Annotated in this window: 23 protein-coding genes; 2 read left to right on the forward strand and 21 right to left on the reverse strand. The window is 63.4% G+C overall.

Annotated elements, in window-relative coordinates; translation table 11 throughout:
* Positions 1-2: 2 nt before the first annotated feature.
* Complete coding sequence (locus AACU78_RS27450) at positions 3-3,530, forward strand: hypothetical protein (protein ID WP_106578743.1); 3,528 nt, start codon at positions 3-5, stop codon at positions 3,528-3,530.
* A 51-nt stretch (positions 3,531-3,581) separates the two neighbouring features.
* Here AACU78_RS27450 and AACU78_RS27455 read toward each other — a convergent pair whose 3' ends face one another.
* The 14 genes from AACU78_RS27455 to AACU78_RS27520 form a co-directional block, all read right to left on the reverse strand.
* Positions 3,582-3,995: an ester cyclase gene (locus AACU78_RS27455; RefSeq protein WP_106578744.1), complete on the reverse strand. Its 414-nt coding sequence runs from the start codon at positions 3,993-3,995 to the stop codon at positions 3,582-3,584.
* Between the two features lie 150 nt (positions 3,996-4,145).
* Positions 4,146-5,192 carry an EscU/YscU/HrcU family type III secretion system export apparatus switch protein gene (locus AACU78_RS27460; protein WP_106578745.1) on the reverse strand — a complete coding sequence of 349 codons (1,047 nt, stop codon included), beginning with the start codon at positions 5,190-5,192 and terminating at the stop codon, positions 4,146-4,148.
* Positions 5,193-5,195: 3 nt separating this feature from the next.
* Positions 5,196-6,008 carry a type III secretion system export apparatus subunit SctT gene (gene sctT / locus AACU78_RS27465; RefSeq protein WP_106578746.1) on the reverse strand — a complete coding sequence of 271 codons (813 nt, stop codon included), beginning with the start codon at positions 6,006-6,008 and terminating at the stop codon, positions 5,196-5,198.
* A gap of 6 nt (positions 6,009-6,014) precedes the next feature.
* Positions 6,015-6,284, reverse strand: a complete 270-nt coding sequence (gene sctS / locus AACU78_RS27470; protein ID WP_003208314.1) for a type III secretion system export apparatus subunit SctS — start codon at positions 6,282-6,284, stop codon at positions 6,015-6,017.
* A 10-nt stretch (positions 6,285-6,294) separates the two neighbouring features.
* Positions 6,295-6,948 carry a type III secretion system export apparatus subunit SctR gene (gene sctR / locus AACU78_RS27475; RefSeq protein WP_017137580.1) on the reverse strand — a complete coding sequence of 218 codons (654 nt, stop codon included), beginning with the start codon at positions 6,946-6,948 and terminating at the stop codon, positions 6,295-6,297.
* Positions 6,945-7,946: a type III secretion system cytoplasmic ring protein SctQ gene (sctQ, locus tag AACU78_RS27480; RefSeq protein WP_106578747.1), complete on the reverse strand. Its 1,002-nt coding sequence runs from the start codon at positions 7,944-7,946 to the stop codon at positions 6,945-6,947. The genes sctR and sctQ overlap by 4 nt, the downstream gene beginning before the upstream one ends.
* Positions 7,943-8,389: a hypothetical protein gene (locus AACU78_RS27485; RefSeq protein ID WP_106578748.1), complete on the reverse strand. Its 447-nt coding sequence runs from the start codon at positions 8,387-8,389 to the stop codon at positions 7,943-7,945. The genes sctQ and AACU78_RS27485 overlap by 4 nt, the downstream gene beginning before the upstream one ends.
* Before the next feature lie 186 nt (positions 8,390-8,575).
* The gene (locus tag AACU78_RS27490) at positions 8,576-9,898 is read right to left on the reverse strand and encodes a FliI/YscN family ATPase (RefSeq protein WP_106578749.1); all 1,323 of its coding nucleotides are present in this window, start codon (positions 9,896-9,898) and stop codon (positions 8,576-8,578) included.
* Positions 9,895-10,479: a type III secretion system stator protein SctL gene (sctL, locus tag AACU78_RS27495; RefSeq protein WP_106578750.1), complete on the reverse strand. Its 585-nt coding sequence runs from the start codon at positions 10,477-10,479 to the stop codon at positions 9,895-9,897. Before sctL ends, AACU78_RS27490 begins: the two co-directional genes overlap by 4 nt.
* Positions 10,472-11,089, reverse strand: coding sequence for a type III secretion protein (locus AACU78_RS27500; protein ID WP_106578751.1), 618 nt, complete (start codon positions 11,087-11,089; stop codon positions 10,472-10,474). The genes sctL and AACU78_RS27500 overlap by 8 nt, the downstream gene beginning before the upstream one ends.
* Positions 11,086-11,868, reverse strand: a complete 783-nt coding sequence (sctJ, locus tag AACU78_RS27505; protein WP_106578752.1) for a type III secretion system inner membrane ring lipoprotein SctJ — start codon at positions 11,866-11,868, stop codon at positions 11,086-11,088. Before sctJ ends, AACU78_RS27500 begins: the two co-directional genes overlap by 4 nt.
* A gap of 4 nt (positions 11,869-11,872) precedes the next feature.
* The gene (locus AACU78_RS27510) at positions 11,873-12,307 is read right to left on the reverse strand and encodes a hypothetical protein (protein ID WP_106578753.1); all 435 of its coding nucleotides are present in this window, start codon (positions 12,305-12,307) and stop codon (positions 11,873-11,875) included.
* Positions 12,308-12,316: 9 nt separating this feature from the next.
* On the reverse strand, positions 12,317-12,550 hold the full coding sequence (locus AACU78_RS27515; protein WP_106578754.1) for a hypothetical protein: 234 nt from the start codon (positions 12,548-12,550) through the stop codon (positions 12,317-12,319).
* A 12-nt stretch (positions 12,551-12,562) separates the two neighbouring features.
* Positions 12,563-13,126, reverse strand: coding sequence for a type III secretion protein (locus AACU78_RS27520; RefSeq protein WP_106578755.1), 564 nt, complete (start codon positions 13,124-13,126; stop codon positions 12,563-12,565).
* Between the two features lie 48 nt (positions 13,127-13,174).
* Here AACU78_RS27520 and AACU78_RS27525 point away from each other — a divergent pair, with 48 nt between their 5' ends.
* Complete coding sequence (locus AACU78_RS27525) at positions 13,175-13,939, forward strand: tetratricopeptide repeat protein (RefSeq protein WP_106578756.1); 765 nt, start codon at positions 13,175-13,177, stop codon at positions 13,937-13,939.
* A gap of 422 nt (positions 13,940-14,361) precedes the next feature.
* Here the strand turns inward: AACU78_RS27525 and AACU78_RS27530 are convergent, their stop codons facing one another.
* From AACU78_RS27530 to AACU78_RS27560, 7 genes are all read right to left on the reverse strand, one after another.
* Positions 14,362-14,742, reverse strand: coding sequence for a hypothetical protein (locus AACU78_RS27530; RefSeq protein ID WP_106578757.1), 381 nt, complete (start codon positions 14,740-14,742; stop codon positions 14,362-14,364).
* A gap of 14 nt (positions 14,743-14,756) precedes the next feature.
* Positions 14,757-16,037 (reverse strand): type II and III secretion system protein family protein, encoded by a 1,281-nt coding sequence (locus tag AACU78_RS27535; RefSeq protein WP_106578758.1) that lies wholly within the window; start codon positions 16,035-16,037, stop codon positions 14,757-14,759.
* Entirely contained in the window at positions 16,034-18,172 is a 2,139-nt protein-coding gene (gene sctV, locus AACU78_RS27540) for a type III secretion system export apparatus subunit SctV (protein WP_106578759.1), read from the reverse strand. The genes AACU78_RS27535 and sctV overlap by 4 nt, the downstream gene beginning before the upstream one ends.
* Positions 18,169-18,504 (reverse strand): tetratricopeptide repeat protein, encoded by a 336-nt coding sequence (locus tag AACU78_RS27545; protein WP_106578760.1) that lies wholly within the window; start codon positions 18,502-18,504, stop codon positions 18,169-18,171. The genes sctV and AACU78_RS27545 overlap by 4 nt, the downstream gene beginning before the upstream one ends.
* Positions 18,504-18,860 (reverse strand): hypothetical protein, encoded by a 357-nt coding sequence (locus AACU78_RS27550; protein WP_106578761.1) that lies wholly within the window; start codon positions 18,858-18,860, stop codon positions 18,504-18,506. The genes AACU78_RS27545 and AACU78_RS27550 overlap by 1 nt, the downstream gene beginning before the upstream one ends.
* Positions 18,861-19,203: 343 nt before the next feature.
* Positions 19,204-20,088, reverse strand: a complete 885-nt coding sequence (locus tag AACU78_RS27555) for a SctD/MshK family protein (protein WP_106578762.1) — start codon at positions 20,086-20,088, stop codon at positions 19,204-19,206.
* A 103-nt stretch (positions 20,089-20,191) separates the two neighbouring features.
* Entirely contained in the window at positions 20,192-20,353 is a 162-nt protein-coding gene (locus tag AACU78_RS27560) for a hypothetical protein (protein ID WP_016969018.1), read from the reverse strand.
* Positions 20,354-20,490 lie beyond the last annotated feature (137 nt).

A 20,490-nucleotide genomic window follows, 5' to 3' on the forward strand; every position in this document is an offset into this window, starting at 1 on the left:
TAATGATCAACCGCCCCGACACCACAACCTCCCCCCGCGCCGGCGAACCCAAAGCCCCCGAGCGTATCTTCAATGCCCTGCTCAACCAGGCCAAAACCCTGGCAGCCGCCGGGCCGGGCGATAAAACCTTCAAACCCAAGGTACTCGCCGCACACACCGACACCCCCCTGAAACCCGTCAGCCAGATCAAACCTGACGACTACAAGGAAGTCACCGCCCTGCCCGCCAAGCTCGATATCGACACGCTCAAGGTCGTGTCCGAAGACAAAGACACCGGGGTGATCTATTTCGAACAAGACGGCAACAGATTCAAGATCACCCGCGAAGCCGCCGAACAAGTCCAGGAAGGCTTCGACACCCTCAAGGGCCTGCACTTCGGCCACGCGATAGCCCCCGTCAACCAGGGCGGGCCAGACGCAGGCACCCCACTGTATGACCTGCTGCACACCCTCGCCGACACCCAAGGCACACCCGCCGGCAAAGCAATCCGTGAAGCCCTGAGCAACCCCGACCAGCAACTGCTGCGTGAAGACGACCCCGGCGTGCGCCTGGCCGCTATCAAATCGGTGGGCCAAGCCAAAGACGGCGTGGTCAAGGTCGCCCTGGAAAACGGCCAGACCCTGGTGATTTCCGAGACACTCACGCCCCAAGCCTTCGCCAGCTACAACAGCGCAGGCGTGACCAAAGAGGCCCTCGCCGACGGCAAGGCCAAAGGGTATGAAGAAGTCACCAGCCTGCCCGGCGACCTGGATTTCAGCCAGCTCAACGTGGTATCCGAAGACCCGAAATCCGCGGTGATCCTGTTCGAACATCAAGGCAAAAAATACATGATCAGCCAGTCCGAGGCCGCCCTGCCGCAGCCCGGCGCCGACCTCAACAACCCCAACCCCAACGCCGGCAGCTCGTTCTACCACTTCCTGCATGCGGTGCACGCCAGTGAAGGTTCCCAGGCCTTCGACTACCTCAAGAATGCCCAGTCCCTGCCCGGCCAGGCACTGCTGCGCAAAGATGAGGCCAGCCTCACACTGGGCGACATCAGCAAAGTCGACGCGCCGCTGGACGGCATCCTCGTGGTCAACCAGGCCGACGGCAAACTGCTGGTGGTGTCCAAAGACATCACCCCCGAGGCCTTCGCCGCCTACACCACCAAAGGCCAGACCCTGGCCGGTATCGAGAAGGCCAAGGGCGACGGCTACAGCCTGGCCGGGCCGGACGATTACCTGGCCTCTACCGAAGACATCATGAGCGTCGGCGGCGTCGGTGATTACGGCCCCGGCCTGATCGCCTTCACCCAGCACAAGCCCGGCGGCAGCGAAGAGAAAATCGTCGTCAGCGAAGACAGCAACCCGCAGATGTTCGAGCAGATTTCCAGCTACCGCACCGATATCGCTCAGCAAACCACCGACGTCGACGCCTTGCGCGCCAGCAACGGCCTGCCGCCGCTCAAGGACGTCTCCGTCGACAGCCTCACCACCACCGAAAAAGACGAAAGCGGCAACCCGCTGTCGGTGCAGGACCTGTCGATGAAAACCCTGGTAGACAGCTACCGTGCCGGGGTCAAGGACGGCAGCATCGCCAAGGACGACCCGCGTGCCAAGTTCCTGCGCGCCGTGGAAGCCAAGAGCATGGCAGACAACGGCATGTCGATCATTCCCGAACATGGCTTCGGCAACCAGGGCATTGCCACCACGCCTATCGACGTGACCTCGCGGGATGTACGCGACAACATCTTCGACACGCAGTCGATCGACAAGACCATCAGCGAACTGCTCGGCGACTCGACCATCCAGGCCGACATCAAGGCCAATCACGACGCAGCATTGGGCAAAGTCGACGGCGGCCAGGCCAAGGTCGATGAGGTTCACCAGAAGTTGCTCGACAGCACCTCCTCGGAAAACTTCACCCAGTACATCAAAGCCCTGCAGGACGGCGGCAAGACCGAACTGGCCACTCAGGAAATCCAGACCGCCTACACCGCGCTGGCCGACATGGACCCGGCCAAGGCCGACAATTTCCTGCAAAACCTGCAGATCGACGGCTACACCGACGCCGTTGAAAAGCTGATGGACGACCCGAGCAAAATCAGCGACGACAACACCGCCCTGGCTACCACGGACAACACCCTGGCGATCCTGTCGATGCTCAAGGGCGGCGCCGACGGCCTGCCGCGCCAGGCGCTGGGGGTGTATTCCAAGTTTGTCGACCAACTGCTCAAGGACAAAGGCGCCGCCGCCGACTTCGGCAAGGCCATGATTTCGTTGGGCGACACCTGGCAGAAAAACGGCGTGATCAGCTTCAGCGATATCGACCACGCGGTAAGCAAAGAGATCATGCCCAGCCTCAGCGACGAGAACCGCAGCGCCTTTGTGAAGAACCTGAGCTTCCTCAAGGACAACGGCGTACTGGGTTCGGTCGGCGGCGCCATCGGCGTGGGCCGTATCGTCTACCAACTGGCGGGCCAGGGCGGCAAGCTGGCCGACACACCGATGAAACGCCTGGGAATCGCCAACGATTTTCTCGGTTTCCTCGGCACCGGCTCCCACTTCGCCACGCTTGGCCTCAAGGTGTACGACAAGCTGCGTGGCACCAACGCCTACAAACTGATGGGCTTTGACCGCTCCCTGCCCGACCTGTGGGCCAAGCCCGGTGAGGGTTACCATGCGCTGCCCAAAGACGCCGAGGCGGTGCAGAAGAAGTACTTCGAGATCGTCGACCAGGCCATGGACGACGGCAAGGACGTGGGCAAGGCGCTCAACAGCGGCGGCTGGAGCGACGAAGGCGCGAAGAAGGTTCAGGAAGGCATAGAAAAAGGCATCGCCAGCCGTGGCGGCGTGGCCGGTGCCGGCTTTGGCGCCAAGTTCGCCAGCAGCGCGATCAAGGTCATCGGCATGGCCACCGACGTCGCGGGTGGCGTGATCAGTGTGGTCCAGGCCGCGTTCACCCTGCGTGACGGCGTGCGCGAAAAAGACCCGGTCAAAATCGCCTCCGGTTCCTTGTCGATGGCCGGCGGTGTCAGCAGCCTGGTGGCCGCAGGCGGGGGGGTGTTGACGACCCTTGGCGTCACCGGGCGGATCATTCCGTTTCTCGGGCCGGTGGGTTTCCTGATCTCTGGCGCTCTGTCGTTTGTCGGCGCGATCCTCAGCACCCTCCAGTCGCACAAGTTGCACAAGATCTCGATGCAGAACTGGGACCAGATCCAGGACTTCAAGCAGGACGGATTACTCAAGCCCAACGGCGATGAAGCCTATGTGTGGCTGCAGACTTACCTGTCCGACTGGGGCCAGCGCGACGCGCCGCAGGACCAGAGCATTTTTGACTTTCGCAAGGAAGAATGGGATGCGCGTTCAAGCATTCGGGGCGGCGATCACCGGCGTGACCACCCGGACTACATCGGCGATGGCAACAACCGTAATTCGGAGGACTACAAGTATTCGCTGAAGCCGTCGGAATGGACCAACGACAACCACGACATTATCTGGCGCGTGGGCGACGGGTACGGCGGTGAGTATCACGATGTAGACAAGCCCTGAGGCTTGTCGGATAAGGCCCCCATCGGATGGGGGCCCGTTCGCGGGGTGCATTCAGTTGGTGTCGAAACCCAACTGGCGGTACAACGTTTTCATGTCGTAATAATCGGTGCATTCGACAATCTTGTTGGCTTCAATCCTGATCACGCAGGTGCCGTCGACATTGATCTTGCGGTGAGTCGCCGGATAGCCGAACAGCTCGCCCTCATGGGTGCCCGTCATATGCCACTGGATCGTCCCGCCGCGCTCGCCAAGGCTGATCAAGTCGCGGACAACCTCGAAATCGGGCAATGCCTTTCTGATCAGGTCGAAAAAGTCGCCCAGCGCCGGGCGCCCTCGCATGATTTGCCCTGCGGCCTTGTCTTCATAGACGGTCGCCTCGGAAAAGATCGCGAGAAACCGGTCTTTGTCGGCGGTAGACCAACTGTCGGCCCACTCTTGGATCAATGCACGGTGTTGATCTGTCATGGTGAATCTCCTGGGAAATTTGGAACAATGCAGCGCCACCCGATTGGTTGACGCCTGCGTCCATCGCCCGTGACAGATACACCTTCAGCTCCTGCTGAGCAGATACTCCCTCCGTACCAAAGCGCCAGACAAGCGTAGTACGCGCGGCGATTAAATCAACCGTGCCGCGACCAGCCAGTCCGCTACTGCCTGGAACGAAGCATCCGGCACCGGATCACCGGGCACGGTCTTGCGCGCGATGTCAGCCGCCAGGCCCTTGTCCGGCGCATGCGGAATCCCCAGGTCATAAGCCTCCTGCAACATCAGCAGCGCCTCCTCCGGTGACGCCCGGCACACGATCACCGGCACTGGCGTCTCACCGCGCACATAGCGCACGCCAATTACCCAGCCATCGGTGGTGCCGATCATCATCGACGCCCTGCCCAACCCCAGCTTGGTCGCCAACGCCTGCATCTCATTGCGCTGGCGGCGCCGCTCGCTCTTGATCAGCGGGTCGCCGTCGATGTCCTTGCGTTCGCGCTTGGTTTCGCTGCGGGTCATTTTCATGTCGCGGCCGAACAGCCAGCGCTGCATGATCACGTCCACCGCACCGACCAGGATGAACGCGCACAACACGGTGAACACCAGCGGCTTGAGCACCAGGAAAAACGTCGACTCCATGCATTCCGCGCCACAGCGTGAAGACTCCATCAGCGCCTGCAACGCGTGCTTGCCGATCACATAAAACGCGATTGCCAGCACATGCACCTTGATCAGCCCCTTGATGAACTCCACCAGGTTGCGCAGGGCAAAAATCTTCTTCAAACCCTCGGCCGGGTTGATGCGTTTGAACTCGGGTTTGATCGGGTCCACCGAGAACACAAAGCCGCGCATGGTGATGATATTGGTCAGGATTACCACGCCGGTGGTCACCGCCATCACCGGCAAGGTAATGCCGATGACCAGTTGCTCGGCATGGTCGAGCACCCGCGGCCACACCGTGGCGAACGGCTCAATGTAGATGTGCGCGGTGAGGTCGATCAGCGCCGTGACCTGGGCCTTGGCGCGCGGCGCCAGGATCGAGATGCACAGCGTGCAAAACAGGATGACCATGCCCGACACCAGGTCCTGGCTCTTGGCGACCTGGCCTTTCTGGCGTGCGTCCTTGAGCTTCTTGTCCGTGGCCGGCTGGGATTTTTCTTCGCTGGTATCGGCCATGGGCTACTCCATGCCGGCCAGGGTTTTGAGCAACTCGACAGTGCCGCGAAATTCCGCCAATTGATCGAGCATCAACGGAATCAGAAAGCCGATGTAGATCACCATCAGGATCGAGAAAAACAGGTTTTTCACCGGCAGCGACAAGTCGAACATATGCAGGTTCGGCGCCATCCGCGACAGGTAGGCAAGCATCAGGTCGGTGATCAGCAATGAGATCAGCAAGGGCGAAACCATCAGCACGCCGACGCGCATGATCTGGTCGAGAATCGACAGCACCGCCAGCAACGCCGAGCTGGCAAACACCGGCGTGAATGAAGTCACCGGCCATAACTGGTAGCTGTGGTAATAGCCGTCGACCATCAGGATAAAGCCGCCGGACATGAAGAACAGCGTGATCAACATCACCGTAAGCAAGGTCGCCATCACGCTGGATTCACCGGATGACAACGGGTCCACCAGCTGCGCCATGGTCGAGCCACGTTGCAGGTCGATCAACTCCCCCGCCACTTCCGCGGCCCAGAATGGAATACCGAACAACAGGCCGATGAGGATGCCGATCAGGAACTCCTTGATCAGCAGCCCGGCGATAAACACGCTGCCGTGCTCGGGCATTCGGGTCAGCGCGTCGAACACCGGAAAGAACATCGGGATCGAAATGGCCACCGCCACACAGCCGCGAATCATGCCGGTAAGGCCCAGGCGGTTGAACGCCGGGGTGATCACCACCACCCCCATGGCGCGGCAGGCGGCAAGCGAGGCGGCGCTGATCACCGGGTAGGCGACCTCCAGAAACTGCGCGGTAAGGCTGGCATCCATGGGCAGTCAGCGCGTCCACAGCGGGAAGTTATCCAGCACCTGGCTGCCCAGCTCCGCAACTTGGCCTGCGAGTACCGGGCCAAGAAACACGATGGTCAACAGCACCGCCACCAGCTTCACCACCTGCGGCAAGGTCTGGTCCTGAATCTGCGTCAGCGCCTGGAACAGCCCCACGCTCAAGCCCACGATAATCGCCACGCCCAACGCCGGCGCGGAGAGCATCAGCACGGTCATCAGTGCCTGTTTCATCAATGACAGGAAAACGTCCTGGCCCATGGGTCGTGCCTCAGCCGTAACTCAGAATCAAACCGTGCATCAAGCGCGACCAGCCACTCAGTGACACGAATAAAAAGATCTTCAGCGGGATCGAAATCAGGTTCGGCGAGACCATCGACATGCCCATCGCCATCAACACGTTGGACACCAGCAAGTCCACCACCAGGAACGGGATGTAGAGCAGAAAGCCGATCTCGAAGGCGCGGGTCAGCTCCGAGCTGACAAACGCCGGAATCAGCACCACCAGGTCATCGTCACGCAGGTCGGCGCGGGCTTCCGGCGACCAGATGGTCTCGGTGGCCTGCACAAAAAAACCGCGCTCGGACTCATTCGCAAAACGCTTCAAATGCGCCTGCAGCGGCGGGCGCAGCGCATCGCCCAGGTCCTTGAGTTGCTCGACATGCTCGATATTGAGGTCGCGTCCCTCGACCTGGCGGTACATGTCGCCAATCAACGGCGTGGTCACGTACACCGATAGAATCAGCGCGATGCCGTACAGCACCAGGTTAGGCGGTGTCTGCTGCACGCCAAGGGCGTTGCGGATCAGGAACAGCACCACCGAAATCTTCATGAACCCGGTGAGCGTGACCACTGCCAACGGGATCAGCCCGATCGTCGCAACGACCAGGATGATCTCGATCAGGTTCGGCTGATAACCGGTCATGGGGTGGCAAAACTCAGCAGGCGCACGCCCAGGCCGTCGCCGATTTTTACCAGTTGGCCCTGGCCGACGCGACGCCCGTTGACCATCAGGTCAACGCTGTCCACGCCGGGCGTGTTGAGCTGCAACAGGCTGCCCGCACCCAGCTCCCGCAATTGCGCCAGGGTCAGTTCCAGGCTGCCGACCTGGCACACCAGTTTGAGCGGCAAGTCATCCAGGGCCGCGGCGGCATCAACATCAGTCATCGTGTTCTCCATGTGCAAAAGGGGGGCTTGTAGTTCTTCCTGCAACTGCAATGCTTCACCCTGGTATTGGCAGCGGGCCTGCAAGCGCCCGTCCAGGTCGAGCAACAGGCTCGAGCCCTGCTCCAGCATCAGCACATCGCCGGGCCGCAGGCTGCGCAATTCGCCCAGGGTCAGCCACTGCCGCCCGGCCACCACCGCCAGGGTCTGGCGCAGGGCGGGCAGCGGGTCGGGTTCGATCTGGCCGTATTGCGCCAGCAGCTGCGCCACCAGCACGGCAGCACCTTCGCTCAGGTCCAGTTGCGCGCTCATGGCCGGCTGGTTGCCAAAGGTCAATTCGAGCGCCAGGTGCACGGCATAGGCGCGCTGATCGTCAGTGGCCTCGACTAACTGCACCGGGTGGCCGAGCACGGGTTCCAGGGTCTCGATCAGGTCGAGCACCGCCAGTTCCAGCAGCAACGAGCGTGGTAACGATGGCAGCAATTGCGCATCGAACTGCAACGCCAGCGGCACCAGTACTTGCTCCAGCGCGGCCGACGACAGCCGCAGGCGCACCGGGGCGCGACCGAGCAACAAAAATACATCGCGCGAATTGCCCAGGCCTTGCGCTTGGGCGGCCCAACTCACGCGCAACGCTTGCCCGGCGCAACGGCCCTGCCAGGCGCGACGGCGACGGTGCAGCTGGTTATGCAGCGCCAACAGCGCCGGGTCGTACTGCGTCAGCCAGGGTGCCAACGGGTCGGCAAGGGCGGTGATCATGTGCCGGTGCCTTCTTCGCGCAATTCACCGACGCGGCGCTCATCACTTTCACGCCCTTCCAGCAGGCTTTGCCAGGCTTCGCACTGGCGTTGACGGCTCAGGCGTTCCTGACGAAACAGGTCACGCTCGCGCTCCTGGCTTTGCAGGGTGGTGGACACGTGGTGCACGTCGTTCTCGAGCACCTGCTGGTCATCCGACAGGCCGCGCAAACGTTCCTGAGCCGCCTGCCAGCTGGCCACCGACAGCCCCTCGGTCAGGGATGCATAAACCTGGCGGGCTTCCTCGGCAATCGCTTCACGGTGCAGGCGCAGTTGCTCCTTGGCGTCGTTCAACACGTCGTGGGTCTGCGCGCAGCGTTGCTGTTGGGCGGCCAGTTGGTTGGCGGCGCGTTGTTCACGCAGCACCCGCAGGGTTTGCAGGGTGCGCAGTTGGTCGGTTTTCATTGGGGTTGCTCCTTTCTGATGCCAGCACAGCAATCTGTAAATCCATGAAAATCAAAGGTGGGAGCTGGCTTGCCCGCGATGGCGGTGGGTCAGCTTGCCCTTGTGTTGCTGATATACCGCTATCGCAGGCAAGCCAGCTCCCACAGGGTTTTGCATGGGCCTGAGGTTCACTGTTGTTCATTGATCTCATGCCAACACCTGGCGCATGCGGATCAGGGTCTGGTCCAGGCTGCTCGGCTCGCCGGCGTTCTGGCGCAGGAACGCTTCAATGGCCGCATGGCGGTTGATGGCTTCGTCGGCCAGCGGGTCGCTGCCGGCGGAGTACTCGCCGACGCGGATGAGCATTTCGATTTCGCCGTAGCGCGCCATCAGCTCACGTATGCGCATGGCCAGGCGTTTTTGTTCTTCACCGGCGACCTGCTCCATCAAACGGCTGCGGCTGCGTAACACGTCAACCGCCGGGAAGTAGTTGCGCTGGGCCAATTCCGCGCTGAGGGCGATATGCCCGTCGAGGATTGAGCGGGCTTCTTCGGCCACCGGGTCACTGGCCGCATCCCCTTCCGTCAACACGGTGTACAGCGCGGTGATGCTGCCGGTGGGGCCAGGGCCGGCGCGTTCGAGCAGGCGCGGCAAGGCCGAGAAAAACGACGGCGGATAACCGCGACGGGTTGGCGGTTCGCCCACGGCCAGGCCGATTTCGCGTTGGGCGCGGGCAAAACGCGTCAGGCTGTCCATCAGCAGCAATACATTGCGGCCCTGGTCGCGGTGGTACTCGGCCAGCGTGGTGGCGACAAACGCCGCACGCACGCGCTCGGCCGCCGGGCGATCCGAAGTCGCAACCACTGCCACGGTACGCGCGCGCGCCTGGGCGTCGAGTTGCACGTCGAGCAGTTCGCGCACTTCCCTGCCCCGCTCGCCGATCAGGCCGATCACAATCACATCGGCTTCGCTGTTGCGGACAATGCTGGCGAGCAACGACGACTTGCCCACGCCCGGCTCACCAAAAATGCCCATGCGTTGGCCCTGGGCCAGGGTCAGCAGGCCGTCGATGGAGCGAATGCCCAGCGCCATCGAACGCACGATCAGTTGCCGCGAAAACGGTGCGGGCGGCTCGGCATGCAGTGGGTAACGCTGCAAGGCCAGGGTCGGCGGGACGCCATCGCCGTCGAGAAAATCGCCCATGGGGCTGATCACCCGGCCCAGTTGCGCATCGCCCACGGCGACGCCCAGGGTTTCGCCGGTCGCCGTGATTTGCGTGCGCGTCGACAGGCCTTCCATGGAGCCGATCGGCGACAGAATCGCCTCGTCGCCATCAAAGCCGATCACCTCGGCGCTCAAGCTGCGGCCGCTGCCGGGGTCGCGCAGTTGACACAGTTCACCGATGCTCGCACCGGCCACACTGGCGCGCAGCAGGACACCGCGAATGCTCAACACCGTGCCGTGCATCGGCCGTGGACGGGCTTGCGCCAACCGTTCAGTCAGGCGCGGCAGCAGCTGTTGCAGGTTCATGCCACACCTTCTTCGGCAAAGGGCAGCAAGCTGCGGCGCAGGGTTTGCAACTGCGCCTCCAGGCCCAGTTCGACGGACCCGGCTGGGCTGTTGAGGCGCGCCTGACCGGCGCTCAGCTGCTCATCGGCGTCCACGGCAATGGCCAGGCCTTCGTGCTTGAGGCGTTGGCGCAAGGCCTCGACTTCGGTCGGCGGCACCCACAGGGTCAGTGCCTGGTCCTGGCGAAATGCACTCAGGGCCTGGCGGGTGCAACGCACCACTCGGTCGGCGCTGTCCAGCTCACCCAACACCTCGCGCACGATGCCCAGGGCCAGGTCGGCCAGCGACGCTTCCAGGCTGCTCAAGTAGTGCTGCACCTGGGATTGGGTTTGCACCAGCAACTGCGCGACTTGCTCGGCGCCTGCCTGGCGCGCGCTTTCAAAGCCCTCGGCGCGGGCGGCGTGCAGCCACTGGTCGCTGTCGGCCTTGATCTGTTCGGCCTGTTCCTTGGCGGCTTGCAGAAAAGCAAATCCATCGGTCCACAGCGCTGCTTCTTCAGCACGCAGGATACGCGCGGTCGGCCGGCTGGGTAATTCACTCATGGGCGTTGTCCTCGGCCACAAGGCTCGCAGCAGCGGCCTGGACGATTTCCAGGTCGCGGGGCAAGCGTGCGCTGTGGCCCTGGGGGAAGGCGAAACGCAGGCGCAGCCAGCCCTGCAAGTCGGCGTGCTGGGCCTGCAGCCAGGCGGCAACACAGCCTTGGCCGTCGCGGTCGATGGCCTCGATCAGCTCCGATGGCTCGCGCAGCAGGTCCGCGGCGCCGCCAAGTTGGCGCTGCGCTAGCGCCTGGCTGAATACCTCGGCACCGAGTCCTTCGCGCAATTCGTTGACCACCTCACGGCGGATTTCGCGGCTCAGGGTCGAGGCATGCCAGATGGCACCGCACAACCGTGGCAGGCGTGAAAACTGCGCAGGTGACAACAGCAACACCGCCAGGTCGGCGGCGGACGGCGTCACCAGGTGCGCAATCGGCGCCAGCTGATAATGGTTGACCAGCAACTGCTCCAGGCGCTGACGAAAACGCGCCTGGCCTTGCATGGCCTGCAGCACTTCATCGGGCAACTCATCGGCGAAACAGGCGCCCAGGCTCGGCCCGCGCACAAACTGCAGCGGCTCGGCGATCAGCCCCTGCCAGCGTTCAACCAGGCTCATTCACCCTCCTTGAGCACATACATCGCCTGGGACTGACGCCGCGCCCAGTGTTGGCGAGCCAATACCCCAAGCGCGCCGAGGGCAATCAGCAGCAAGCCGCCAAACATCACGCGTGCCTGCGCCAGGTTGTCTTCCAGCAACCACAGCCCCATGAAGCGCGCCAACCGCGGTTGCGCCGGGTTCTGGCTGATGGCGACGGCGGCCTTGATCGCCGTCACCGAGACGCCGTCGTAGCTCAGGCCGGAAATGCCGTTGGCGACCAGGGTCTTGATCTGCGGGATCAGCGTATTGATGTCGGTGCCCGGGTCGTAACGCACCAGCACCGAGGCCGACGACGGTGAAATCACGCGCTTGAGCAGGTCGTTGTCGGGCAACACCACGTGCACGCGGGCGGCGACGATGCCGTCGATCTGCGACACCGAGTGCGACAGTTCTTCGCTCAGCGCATAGATCATCTGCGCGCGCTCCTGCACCGGCGACGACACCAGGCCATTGCCCTTGAACACCTCGCCCATGTTGGAAAAGCTCTGTTGCGGCAGGCCGGCGTTGTCGAGCAGCGTCATGGCTTCGGCAAAGCGCTCCTCGTCCACCACCACTTTGAGCTGGCCGTTGTCCTGGGTCTTGCGCTCCGCCGGGATGCCACCGCGCAGCAGCACCGCGACCATGGCGTTGGCATCGCGCTCGCTGAGGTTGGTATAGAGGTCGGTGTTGCACGCCTGCAAGAGGCTGGCGAGCAGGCCGATCAGCAGCAGGCGCAGCGCGCGGTTTGGGCTTGGCATGGCGTTATTGCCCCTTGAGCAACGTGTTGGCGGACCCGGAAATCTGCGTCGCACCGCGCACCACCATCTGGGTTTCGATGGAGTAATCGAACATCTTGCCCAGGGAGTGCACGATCTGGTCGACCTGCTGCTCGCCGACTTTTTTGCCCGGCTCGCCCTGCGGCGAAGCACTCGCCGTGCGGATTTCCACCGAGGCCGGCGGCGGCGCCGACGGGTTATTGGTGAGCACGTCGGCGCGTTCGGAAAACGCGCGCGTACGGTCGATGAAACTGTTCATGCGCTCCATCAGGCCCGAGCCGATCTGGTGCGGACTGGCGCCTTCGGGCATGCCCTTGGCGGTATTGGCCATGTGCTCGAACAGGTTCTGCGAGGCCCCGGCGGGCCCCGCACCGGCGGACGGCGGCAAGGCCGTGGCGCCGGCGGCGAGACTGATAGTCATAGGGGCTCCCTACTCTTCGTCGTCATCGGACATGGCGTCGTTCAGCAGTTCCTGCATCTTCGGCATGATGATGAACTGACCGCCGATGGTGACGGCCTGGGTAATCAACGCATCGTTGAATTCGGCGTCGCTGGTCTCCGACGGTTTGTCGGCGGCCTTGGCGTTATCCACCGCGGCGTTGAACTTGGCTTCAGGGCTGGTGCCACCGGGGGCGAGGTTGCTGTCTACGGCCGTTACGGACATGGTGCTGCTCCTTTACTGGGTTAGGGTTTCGGTACTGACTTGCGCGCCACGGAACACTCGCACCCCGCGCTCGCGCGCCACCGGGGCGGCCACGACCGTGGGTTGCAGGTGGTCGACATGCTGTTGCACCAGCGCCAGGTACGGCGGCGGGCCGGAAACAAACACTTCATCGCCCTCGGGACCGTTGCGCATGGAGAGTTGCTGGCCGAACACGTCGAGGGTGTTCAGGTAGGCCTGCAACTGGTCCAGGTTCAGGGCGCTGGCCTTGAACAGCTTGGTGCTGATTTCATCGCTGGCATTGAGGTACAACAGGTTGCCGTCGAAGTACCAGGTCAGGCCGTTGGTGCTGCACAAGGTCTGCAGGAACTCACCGGCGGTGGCTGCGCGGATGGTGCTGCGCGCCTTGCCGCGTACCTTGTCGGAAAGCACCAGCGGCACGTCGAGGTTGTGGCCGAATTCTTCCAACGCGCTGCGAACGTCCTGATCGACCAGCACGTAGGCGTAGGGCTGCGAGAACCACGCGGGCTCCTCGGCGGCGTTGGCAAAACCCGCACCGAACAGGCATAGGAGCGCCATCAAAAATATGCTTACATGGCCTGCGCCTTCGCCCGACGAGTTGTGACGATGACCCACAAATTTCTGCTCGCCAGCACCTTGCTGCTGGCTGCCTGCTCCAGCAAACCTGCGACCGATACCGACAAATCCCTGCAACTGGCCAACGACCTGAGCAAGCGCGGCGACTACAGCAGCGCGGCTGCGTTGTACGAGCGCGCCACCCAGCAACCGGGTGCCGGCATTGAGCTGTGGCTCAAGCTCGGCCAGGCCCGGCTCGACGCCAAGGACGCGCTGGGCGCCGAACGCGCCTTCCAGCAGGCGCTGGGGTTTGATGCCCACAACGCCGACGCCCTGCTCGGCCTTGGCACTGCGCAGTTGCAATTGGGCAAGACCCAACGCGCCGTGACGGCGTTGGGGCAGGCTGCCCAGATCAATCACCTGCCGGTGGCCTACACCCGCCTGGGCATCGCCCAAGTGCTGAATGGCCAGGCCAGTGCCGCACAAACCGCCTTCGCCAAAAGCCTGAGCCTGCAGCCAGACGACCTCGACAGCCGCTGCAATCTGGCCCTGTCTTATGCGCTCGGCGGGCAGCCGCAACAGGCGCTGGATACCATTGCGCCCGTCACCCAATCGCCGCGCGCATTGCCACGGCATCAGCGCAATGAGTTGTTGGTGATGGTGTTGGCCGGTTACGAGCAGCGGGTTGCAAGCCTGCCCCTCGACGACATCCCCGCCGCGGAACGCGCGCGATTGGTGATGGAGGCCAAGCGAATTAAGGCGATCAGTGATCCGGTGGTGCAGGCCAAAGAGTTGGGGTTGGTGGACCCGCGTTGAGACACGACCGGGCCGCTGTTGATCTGCTTTTGATTGTGATCTCAGGCGCACCGTTAAACCACGCTGGCCGAACGTAGGTTTTGGCGCGTGGGGCCAAGCATGGCCCAGTGCGGCGGCCCACGCTCCAAAGCCTGCGGGAGGGCACGCCGAGCCTGGGCGAGGTGCCGAGTGGTGGGCCGAGGACGTTTTGGTTACTTTCTGGTCCTTCAAACAGTCACCCGCTGTAAGAGCGGAACCATAAGTGGCCGTTACCGCAGCCACGGCTATGTACTCCGACCCAAGACCTATGCCGCCTGTCACATAGCTTTCGCGAGCAAGCCCGCTCCCACATTTGGATTGCAGGGTGTCAGGGAGGTTTGGGTTTGTTGGGCGGGCGTCATCGCAGGCAAGCCGGCTCGCACGTGGGATAGGTGTGCACCTGGTCATTGTTGGCCTCCGGTGGCGCCGGCTTTGGCTTCTTGCTGATCTTTGCGCCGCTGCAGTTGCTCGCGGTCGAAGCCTTCGATGTAGACCTGGGCGGCGCGGCCGACAGGGGCGGCCATGGCCGGGCCGGTGGTGCGGCCTTGGGTCAGGTCCTGCCTGCGCTCGACCATCTGCATCAAATTCAAATTGTTCGCGCAGCCCAACGGCAGCGTCGGTTTGAAATCTTCGTCCAGCCCGATTGCGTCCTTGGCCGCCGGTTGCTGGCACTGGCTCGGCAAGCCATCAGCGCGAAACTCCGGCGCGTAATACACCGGCGCCAAGTGGGTCTGGCAGCCCATCAGCGCCAGGGGCAAGAGCATCAACACACGCAAAGCAGTCATCGCAGGCCCCCTCATCAATTCATGTAAAAACCGAACGCGCCGCCGCTGCGCGGTCCGCTGGCTGCGGCCGTCGCCGGTTGTGCGTCCAGCGGCGTGGCGAGCGTGCGACTGCGCACCGGCTCCACCAGATACGGGGTAATCAGGATCACCAGTTCGGTTTCATTGCGCTGGAAACGCTTGGAGCGAAACAGGTTGCCCAGGATCGGCAGGTCGCCAAGCAGCGGCAGCTTCTCGATGTCCTGGCTGCTTTCACGTTGAAACAGGCCGGCAATCGCAAAGGTCTGCCCGCTGCCGACTTCCACCCGCGTGTCGGCGCGGCGCACGCTGAAGGACGGCACATGGAAGTTGCCGAAATCGACGGTACCGCCGCTGACCACGCTGCTGACTTCCGGACGTACTTGCAGGGCGATGCGGCCGTTGGGCAGCAGGGTCGGGTTGAACAGCAGTGACACGCCGAACGACTTGTATTCGATGCCCACCAGGTCACGGTTGACCGGCACCGGGATCGCCACTTCGCCACCGGCGAGGAAGCTCGCGGTCTGGCCGGTCATGGCGGTGATATTCGGCTCGGCCAATATCTGCAAAATGCCGTTGGCCTGCAGCGCGTCGAGCATGCCGTCGATGTTCACATTGCCCGAGCCGGTGCCTGCCGTTGCCAGGCCACCGGCCGTTGCGGCTGCCAGACCGCCGCCGGTGATCAGGCCGAAGGAGAAGGTGCCGTTGCTGAACATCGCGTTCCAGTTCACCCCGTAGTGCAGCAATTCGGAGCGCGAGACTTCGGCAAACCGTACGCGCAGGTTCACCTGGGCCGCGCCTGCGTATTCAGTGGTGTTGATTGCGCTCTGGAAGCCCTGGCCCTGAGGGTTGAGCAGCGCGTTAAGGTCCGTCGCTTCGGCCACCGAACCGACGGTGCCCTTGGCGATCAGGCGGTTGCCGGCCCCGCTAATTTGGGCGCCATTGCCAGGATGCAATGCCTGCATCGGCGCGGTCACCGCGGCGGTACCGCTGCTGACCGACAAGGTCAGGCTGGCCAGTTGTTTGCCGTCATTGCCAAGGGCAATCAGGCTGGTATTGCCTGGCGCCTTGCCGAAAATATAAATCGTGCCCGGCGACACCACTTGCAGGTCGGCCACATTCGGCTCGGCGACCAGTACCGAATCCACCGGCGCCACAAAATGCAGAATGCGCCCTTCTCCGGACGCCAGGTTGATCGAACCAGAGGCCCCGTTGGCAATGTCCTGAGCCTGACTTGCAGCGGTGACCAGAGCCAGCAACAACATACAAAAACGCATCATGAGGCAGACGCCAGGGAGGTGACGGAAGCCGCGGCAGGCGCGCGGCGGTTGGAAATATCGGTGAGGCTGATGGTCACCAGCGCTTGCAGGTTGTACTCGGTGGCCAGCTCGCGGAACGACAGCACCGCCAGCTCCAGTTCACCGCGCAACACCAGACGGCGCAGGCTGCGCCGCAGCTCCGGGTGCACCAGCAATACCGCGCTGTTGACCTCGCGGGTGTTTTCACAGGCCTGGCGCAGTTGCGCGAGCAAGGCGCGGCTGACGTCTTCGGGGATCAATTCGCGCTGCGGCTCCTGACGACGCAGTGACGCGCGCAGTTGGTCTTCGAGGCCCGGCGCCAGCACCAGTGCACCGATGACGCGGTTACGGTCGGCGTACTGATGGCTGATCTGCCGCGCCAACGCCGCACGCAAATGTTCGGCCAGCCGCCCGGCATCGGTCTCGCGGGCGCCCCACTCCACCATGGCTTCGAGCAAGGCGCGCTGATTGCGGATCGACACGCCTTCGCCGACCAACAGGCGCAAGGTCTCGGCAACACGCTGCAAGGGGACCAGGCGCAAGGCTTCCTTGACCAGTTCGCCGTACGTGGCTTCGGTGCGTTCGAGCAGCAGGCGGGTTTCCTGGATGCCGAGGAAATCGGCGGCATAGCGGCGCAGGCTGCGTTCCAGCACGCCGCGCAAGACTTCGTCGGGCAGCAGGAAACCGATGCCGGCGTTGCGCAGGGTCTCTTCGTGCTGGCGCTCGATCCAGTGGGCATTGCGGCCGTTGAGCGGTGAGTCGGCTTGCACGGTGGCGATGTCCAGCAGTTGAACGTGCACCGGGTCGTCCTGCACAAGCAGGCAATTGATCGGCAGTTCGCCTTCGCTCACCGGCACGCCTTCCAGCGACACGCGGAAACTGCCCGGTGTGGCCTTGGCCTCCATGTAGATGCCCGGCACCGGCACATCCACGCCCAGGTCAGTACGGATGTCATGACACAGCGCTTCGACACGTTGGCGCAGCAACTGGCGCGGCGCGCTCTGGGACAGGCCGCTGCCAAGGGTGAGCAGCACGCGAGTATCGGGCAGCAGGTTGTCATCCAGTTCGGCCTGTGCCTCGACCACCGGCTCCGGGGGTTCGGCCAAGGCTTCCAGCTCGCCCTGGGGCTGGCGGGTGTGTCGGCGGTACATCACGAACGCTGCGCCGCCAAAGGCTGCGGACAAGCCGAGGAATACCCAGGTCGGAAAACCGGGCAACAGGCTGACGCCGATCATGATCAATGCCGTCAGGCCCAGTGCCCGGTAGCTGGCGCCCAGCTGCTTGATGATCTCGCTGCCCAGGTCGCCGGCTTCACCGTCGCTGTTGACCCGCGTGACCACCGTGCCCGCCGCCACCGAAATCAGCAGCGCCGGGATCTGTGCGATCAGGCCGTCACCCACGGTCAGCAGCGAGTAGGTGTGCACCGCCACACCGAACGGCATGTCGCGCTCGATCATGCCGATCAGCATGCCGCCGAGCAGGTTCACCGCCAGAATCACCAGGCCGGCGATGGCGTCGCCTTTGACGAATTTCATCGCGCCGTCCATCGCGCCGAACATCTGGCTTTCGCGCTCCAGGCGCGAACGCCGGCGGCGCGCTTCGGCCTGGTCGATGTCGCCATTGCGCAGGTCGTTGTCGATGCTCATCTGCTTGCCGGGCATCGCGTCCAGGGTGAAGCGCGCGGCCACTTCGGCCACGCGTTCGGCGCCTTTGGTGATCACCACGAACTGCGCCACGGTGATGATCAAAAACACCACCATGCCGACCACGACTTGGCCGGCGATCACAAAATCACCGAAGGCCTTGACGATATGCCCGGCGTCGCCGTGCAGCAGGATCAAGCGGGTGGTGGTGATCGACAAGGACAAGCGAAACAGGGTGCTGAGCAGAATCAGCGGCGGCAGCGCGGAGAATTCCACGGAATGGCCGATGTAGAACGCGACGATCAGGATCAGGATGCTCAGGGCAATGTTGAGGCCGATCAGCATGTCCACCAGGTAGGTGGGCAGCGGGATGATCATCATCACAATTGCCATGAGCATGAACGCGACGATGATCACGTCGGTGCGCTGCGCCGCCATGCGCGCCAGGTTGTTCAGGCGGTTGAGGGCACTCATGCGCCGGCCCTGCGCGCAGCCAGGTAGCGCTTGAAGCACTGGCGCGCTTCGTCCTTGCGCTCGCCGTACCACAGCGCGCGGGCGCGCAGCAGCAACAGGCTGGCGGACTCGCCTTCCAGCGCCACCAGACGATCGAGGGCGCCCAGGGCGCGGGTGGCGTCGCCGCTGTCGGTGAACGCGAGCACCAGCGAGCGCAGCAACACGCCGTCTTCGGGCGCGACGCTCACGGCGATCAGCAGCATCACCAGCGCGCGCTGGGACTGGCCGTTGCGCCGGTACAGCTCGCCAATGCCCTTGAGCAATTGCACGGCGTCGTCGTTATCGCGGGCCATCAGGCATGTACCTCCGAGCGTTGCTGTTCGAGGGTGCGGCGCATCTCGATCTCTTCACTGATCAGGTCATGGGCCAGTTCCTTGATGTCCGTCTCGGCATCGAGGGACGGCAGGATGTGTTCCATCACGTGTTCCAGCAGCTCCAGGGAGCGGGCGCTGCCGAACAGCAGGGAGTCAACGCCCGCGGCGCTGGTGAGTTCTTCGAGGTCACTGCGCAGCGAGCGGCGGTTTTGGGTCTTGCGGGTTTTGAGCACCGCTTCGAACGCAGTGGCCTGGCGTGAGTTGACCGGGCGAACGGCTTCGACGGGGGCGCTGCGTACGTCGCTGGGGATGAGCGGGCGGGGTTCGACTTTCATGCGTGGGCCTGCGAGCAGCGTTTATGGCTGGATAGTTGCTCCGACCCAAGACTTCCAGCGCCTGACAGATAGCTTTCGCGGGCAAGCCCGCTCCCACAGTTGGGCGTGGGGGTGTCAGGTTGAACTGGGTTGGCCGGGAGAACGCCATCGCGAGCAAGCCCGCTCCCACAGTTGGGCGTGGGGGTGTCAGGTTGAACTGGGTTGGCCGGGAGAACGCCATCGCGGGCAAGCCCGCTCCTACATTTGGATGGCGTGGCGGCGGGTTGAATTGGGTTGGCGGGGGGGACGCCATCGCGGGCAAGCCAGGTCCCATCGGTGGGTTGGATGCGTTCCATGGGGCGACTCATAAGGTGAAGGTGAAGCGCTCTTCGCCGCGGGCGAGGATCACTTGGTTGTTCTCGATGCGCTCCAGCACCCAGTTGTCCGCCAGGGGCGCGCCGGGGTACAGGCGCTTGCCGCTGTCGTTGATCACGTAGGGATTGGTGCCGAACCACACGGCCTGGAAGCGCACACGCGGGCGTGCGGCGTCGGCGCGTACGCTGACGCGAGGGTTGAGGACGATCTGTTGGCCGTAACGTTCATCGAAAGCTTGTTGCAGGGCCAGCCACTGAGGTTTTTGCGACTGTTCGAAGCTGCCGACGGCACTGAGCTGGCCGTTGGCGTCAGTGACCTTTATGGCATCCAGACGGGCAGCCTGGAGTTGCTGCTCCAGCCAGGTTTTGGCGTGTTCACGCGACGGTTTTTGCAGCGCAGGCACCTGCGCCGCGACCGCGGTTTGGGTGAGCGGCGTGTCGTTGCGCACCGCCAGCGCACCCGCACACAAAAACAGCAGGACGATCGCGACAATCCAGGGCGTGAATGTGCGTGTGGCGTCCGAAGGTTTTTCTGCCCCCTCAGGCGAGGCCAGGCTTACTCCCGCCGTGCCGATACGCAGCTGCAAAGGCAGTCGCGCACGATGGCCGCTGCCTTGGGGAATACGCACATTGCTGCCAAGCACAACATCGCCGCCCAAGGCTTCGACTGCCACCTGGCCACCCTCAAACCGCAGGCGCAGGTGCAGGCCGGCGATGCCGGGATCGCTGAGTACCAGGTCGGCCGCGAGGTCCGCGCCGAGGGTGTAGACAGGCTGGTCGAGCACCAGGGAACTGCCCTGATGCAAACCGCTGGTCACAGTCAGGGTCGGTGCGCCAATACCAGCGACCGGACCCAAGGAAATCAAGGCTGTCATGTTCGGGTTTGCCCCCTTGAGCATGTGCAACGGGGTCAACAATCAGAAGGTGAAAACACTCAGCAGGTAAACGGGCAGCGCCGGCGCCGCCCGTTTTGGCGAATCAGTTCTGCGGACGCTGTTTGGTGGCGTCGAGCTCCGCTTTTTTCGCGGTGCTGATTTCAGTGATCTTGGCCGACTTCTCGATAGCCATGTTGAAGGTCGCTTCCATCTTCGCGATAGCGTCGTCGGCGCCGCCGGCTTTTACTGGTGGGACATCAGCCATGTTCATCTCCTTGCATCGATAGGGAAGTTATTCAGTTGCGCAACAGCACACTGAAAGTATGCAAACCGGTGAATGCCCAAAACGTCAGACAGTGAGCCTTCGAACCGTCGTTGGTTTGCATGGGCCCCATACTACTC

Origin of the sequence: Pseudomonas sp. R9.37, from assembly GCF_963878885.1 — a bacterium.
In the GTDB taxonomy this organism is placed as follows: Bacteria; Pseudomonadota; Gammaproteobacteria; order Pseudomonadales; family Pseudomonadaceae; genus Aquipseudomonas.

Bases quoted from the DNA above. Each gene is read 5' to 3' on its own strand.
- AACU78_RS27490 (WP_106578749.1), bottom strand. From the start codon at position 9,898: ATGAACCTGCAACAGCTGCTGCCGCGCCTGACTGAACGGTTGGCGCAA.
- AACU78_RS27500 (WP_106578751.1), bottom strand. From the start codon at position 11,089: ATGAGCCTGGTTGAACGCTGGCAGGGGCTGATCGCCGAGCCGCTGCAG.
- AACU78_RS27555 (WP_106578762.1), bottom strand. From the start codon at position 20,088: ATGACAGCCTTGATTTCCTTGGGTCCGGTCGCTGGTATTGGCGCACCG.
- AACU78_RS27550 (WP_106578761.1), bottom strand. From the start codon at position 18,860: ATGAAAGTCGAACCCCGCCCGCTCATCCCCAGCGACGTACGCAGCGCC.
- AACU78_RS27535 (WP_106578758.1), bottom strand. From the start codon at position 16,037: ATGATGCGTTTTTGTATGTTGTTGCTGGCTCTGGTCACCGCTGCAAGT.
- sctS (WP_003208314.1), bottom strand. From the start codon at position 6,284: ATGGGCCAGGACGTTTTCCTGTCATTGATGAAACAGGCACTGATGACC.
- sctL (WP_106578750.1), bottom strand. From the start codon at position 10,479: ATGAGTGAATTACCCAGCCGGCCGACCGCGCGTATCCTGCGTGCTGAA.
- sctT (WP_106578746.1), bottom strand. From the start codon at position 6,008: ATGGATGCCAGCCTTACCGCGCAGTTTCTGGAGGTCGCCTACCCGGTG.
- AACU78_RS27460 (WP_106578745.1), bottom strand. From the start codon at position 5,192: ATGGCCGATACCAGCGAAGAAAAATCCCAGCCGGCCACGGACAAGAAG.
- AACU78_RS27510 (WP_106578753.1), bottom strand. From the start codon at position 12,307: ATGACTATCAGTCTCGCCGCCGGCGCCACGGCCTTGCCGCCGTCCGCC.
- AACU78_RS27560 (WP_016969018.1), bottom strand. From the start codon at position 20,353: ATGGCTGATGTCCCACCAGTAAAAGCCGGCGGCGCCGACGACGCTATC.
- AACU78_RS27515 (WP_106578754.1), bottom strand. From the start codon at position 12,550: ATGTCCGTAACGGCCGTAGACAGCAACCTCGCCCCCGGTGGCACCAGC.
- sctV (WP_106578759.1), bottom strand. From the start codon at position 18,172: ATGAGTGCCCTCAACCGCCTGAACAACCTGGCGCGCATGGCGGCGCAG.
- AACU78_RS27450 (WP_106578743.1), top strand. From the start codon at position 3: ATGATCAACCGCCCCGACACCACAACCTCCCCCCGCGCCGGCGAACCC.
- AACU78_RS27525 (WP_106578756.1), top strand. From the start codon at position 13,175: ATGACCCACAAATTTCTGCTCGCCAGCACCTTGCTGCTGGCTGCCTGC.
- AACU78_RS27545 (WP_106578760.1), bottom strand. From the start codon at position 18,504: ATGGCCCGCGATAACGACGACGCCGTGCAATTGCTCAAGGGCATTGGC.
- AACU78_RS27455 (WP_106578744.1), bottom strand. From the start codon at position 3,995: ATGACAGATCAACACCGTGCATTGATCCAAGAGTGGGCCGACAGTTGG.
- AACU78_RS27485 (WP_106578748.1), bottom strand. From the start codon at position 8,389: ATGAAAACCGACCAACTGCGCACCCTGCAAACCCTGCGGGTGCTGCGT.
- sctR (WP_017137580.1), bottom strand. From the start codon at position 6,948: ATGACCGGTTATCAGCCGAACCTGATCGAGATCATCCTGGTCGTTGCG.
- sctJ (WP_106578752.1), bottom strand. From the start codon at position 11,868: ATGCCAAGCCCAAACCGCGCGCTGCGCCTGCTGCTGATCGGCCTGCTC.
- sctQ (WP_106578747.1), bottom strand. From the start codon at position 7,946: ATGATCACCGCCCTTGCCGACCCGTTGGCACCCTGGCTGACGCAGTAC.
- AACU78_RS27520 (WP_106578755.1), bottom strand. From the start codon at position 13,126: ATGGCGCTCCTATGCCTGTTCGGTGCGGGTTTTGCCAACGCCGCCGAG.
- AACU78_RS27530 (WP_106578757.1), bottom strand. From the start codon at position 14,742: ATGACTGCTTTGCGTGTGTTGATGCTCTTGCCCCTGGCGCTGATGGGC.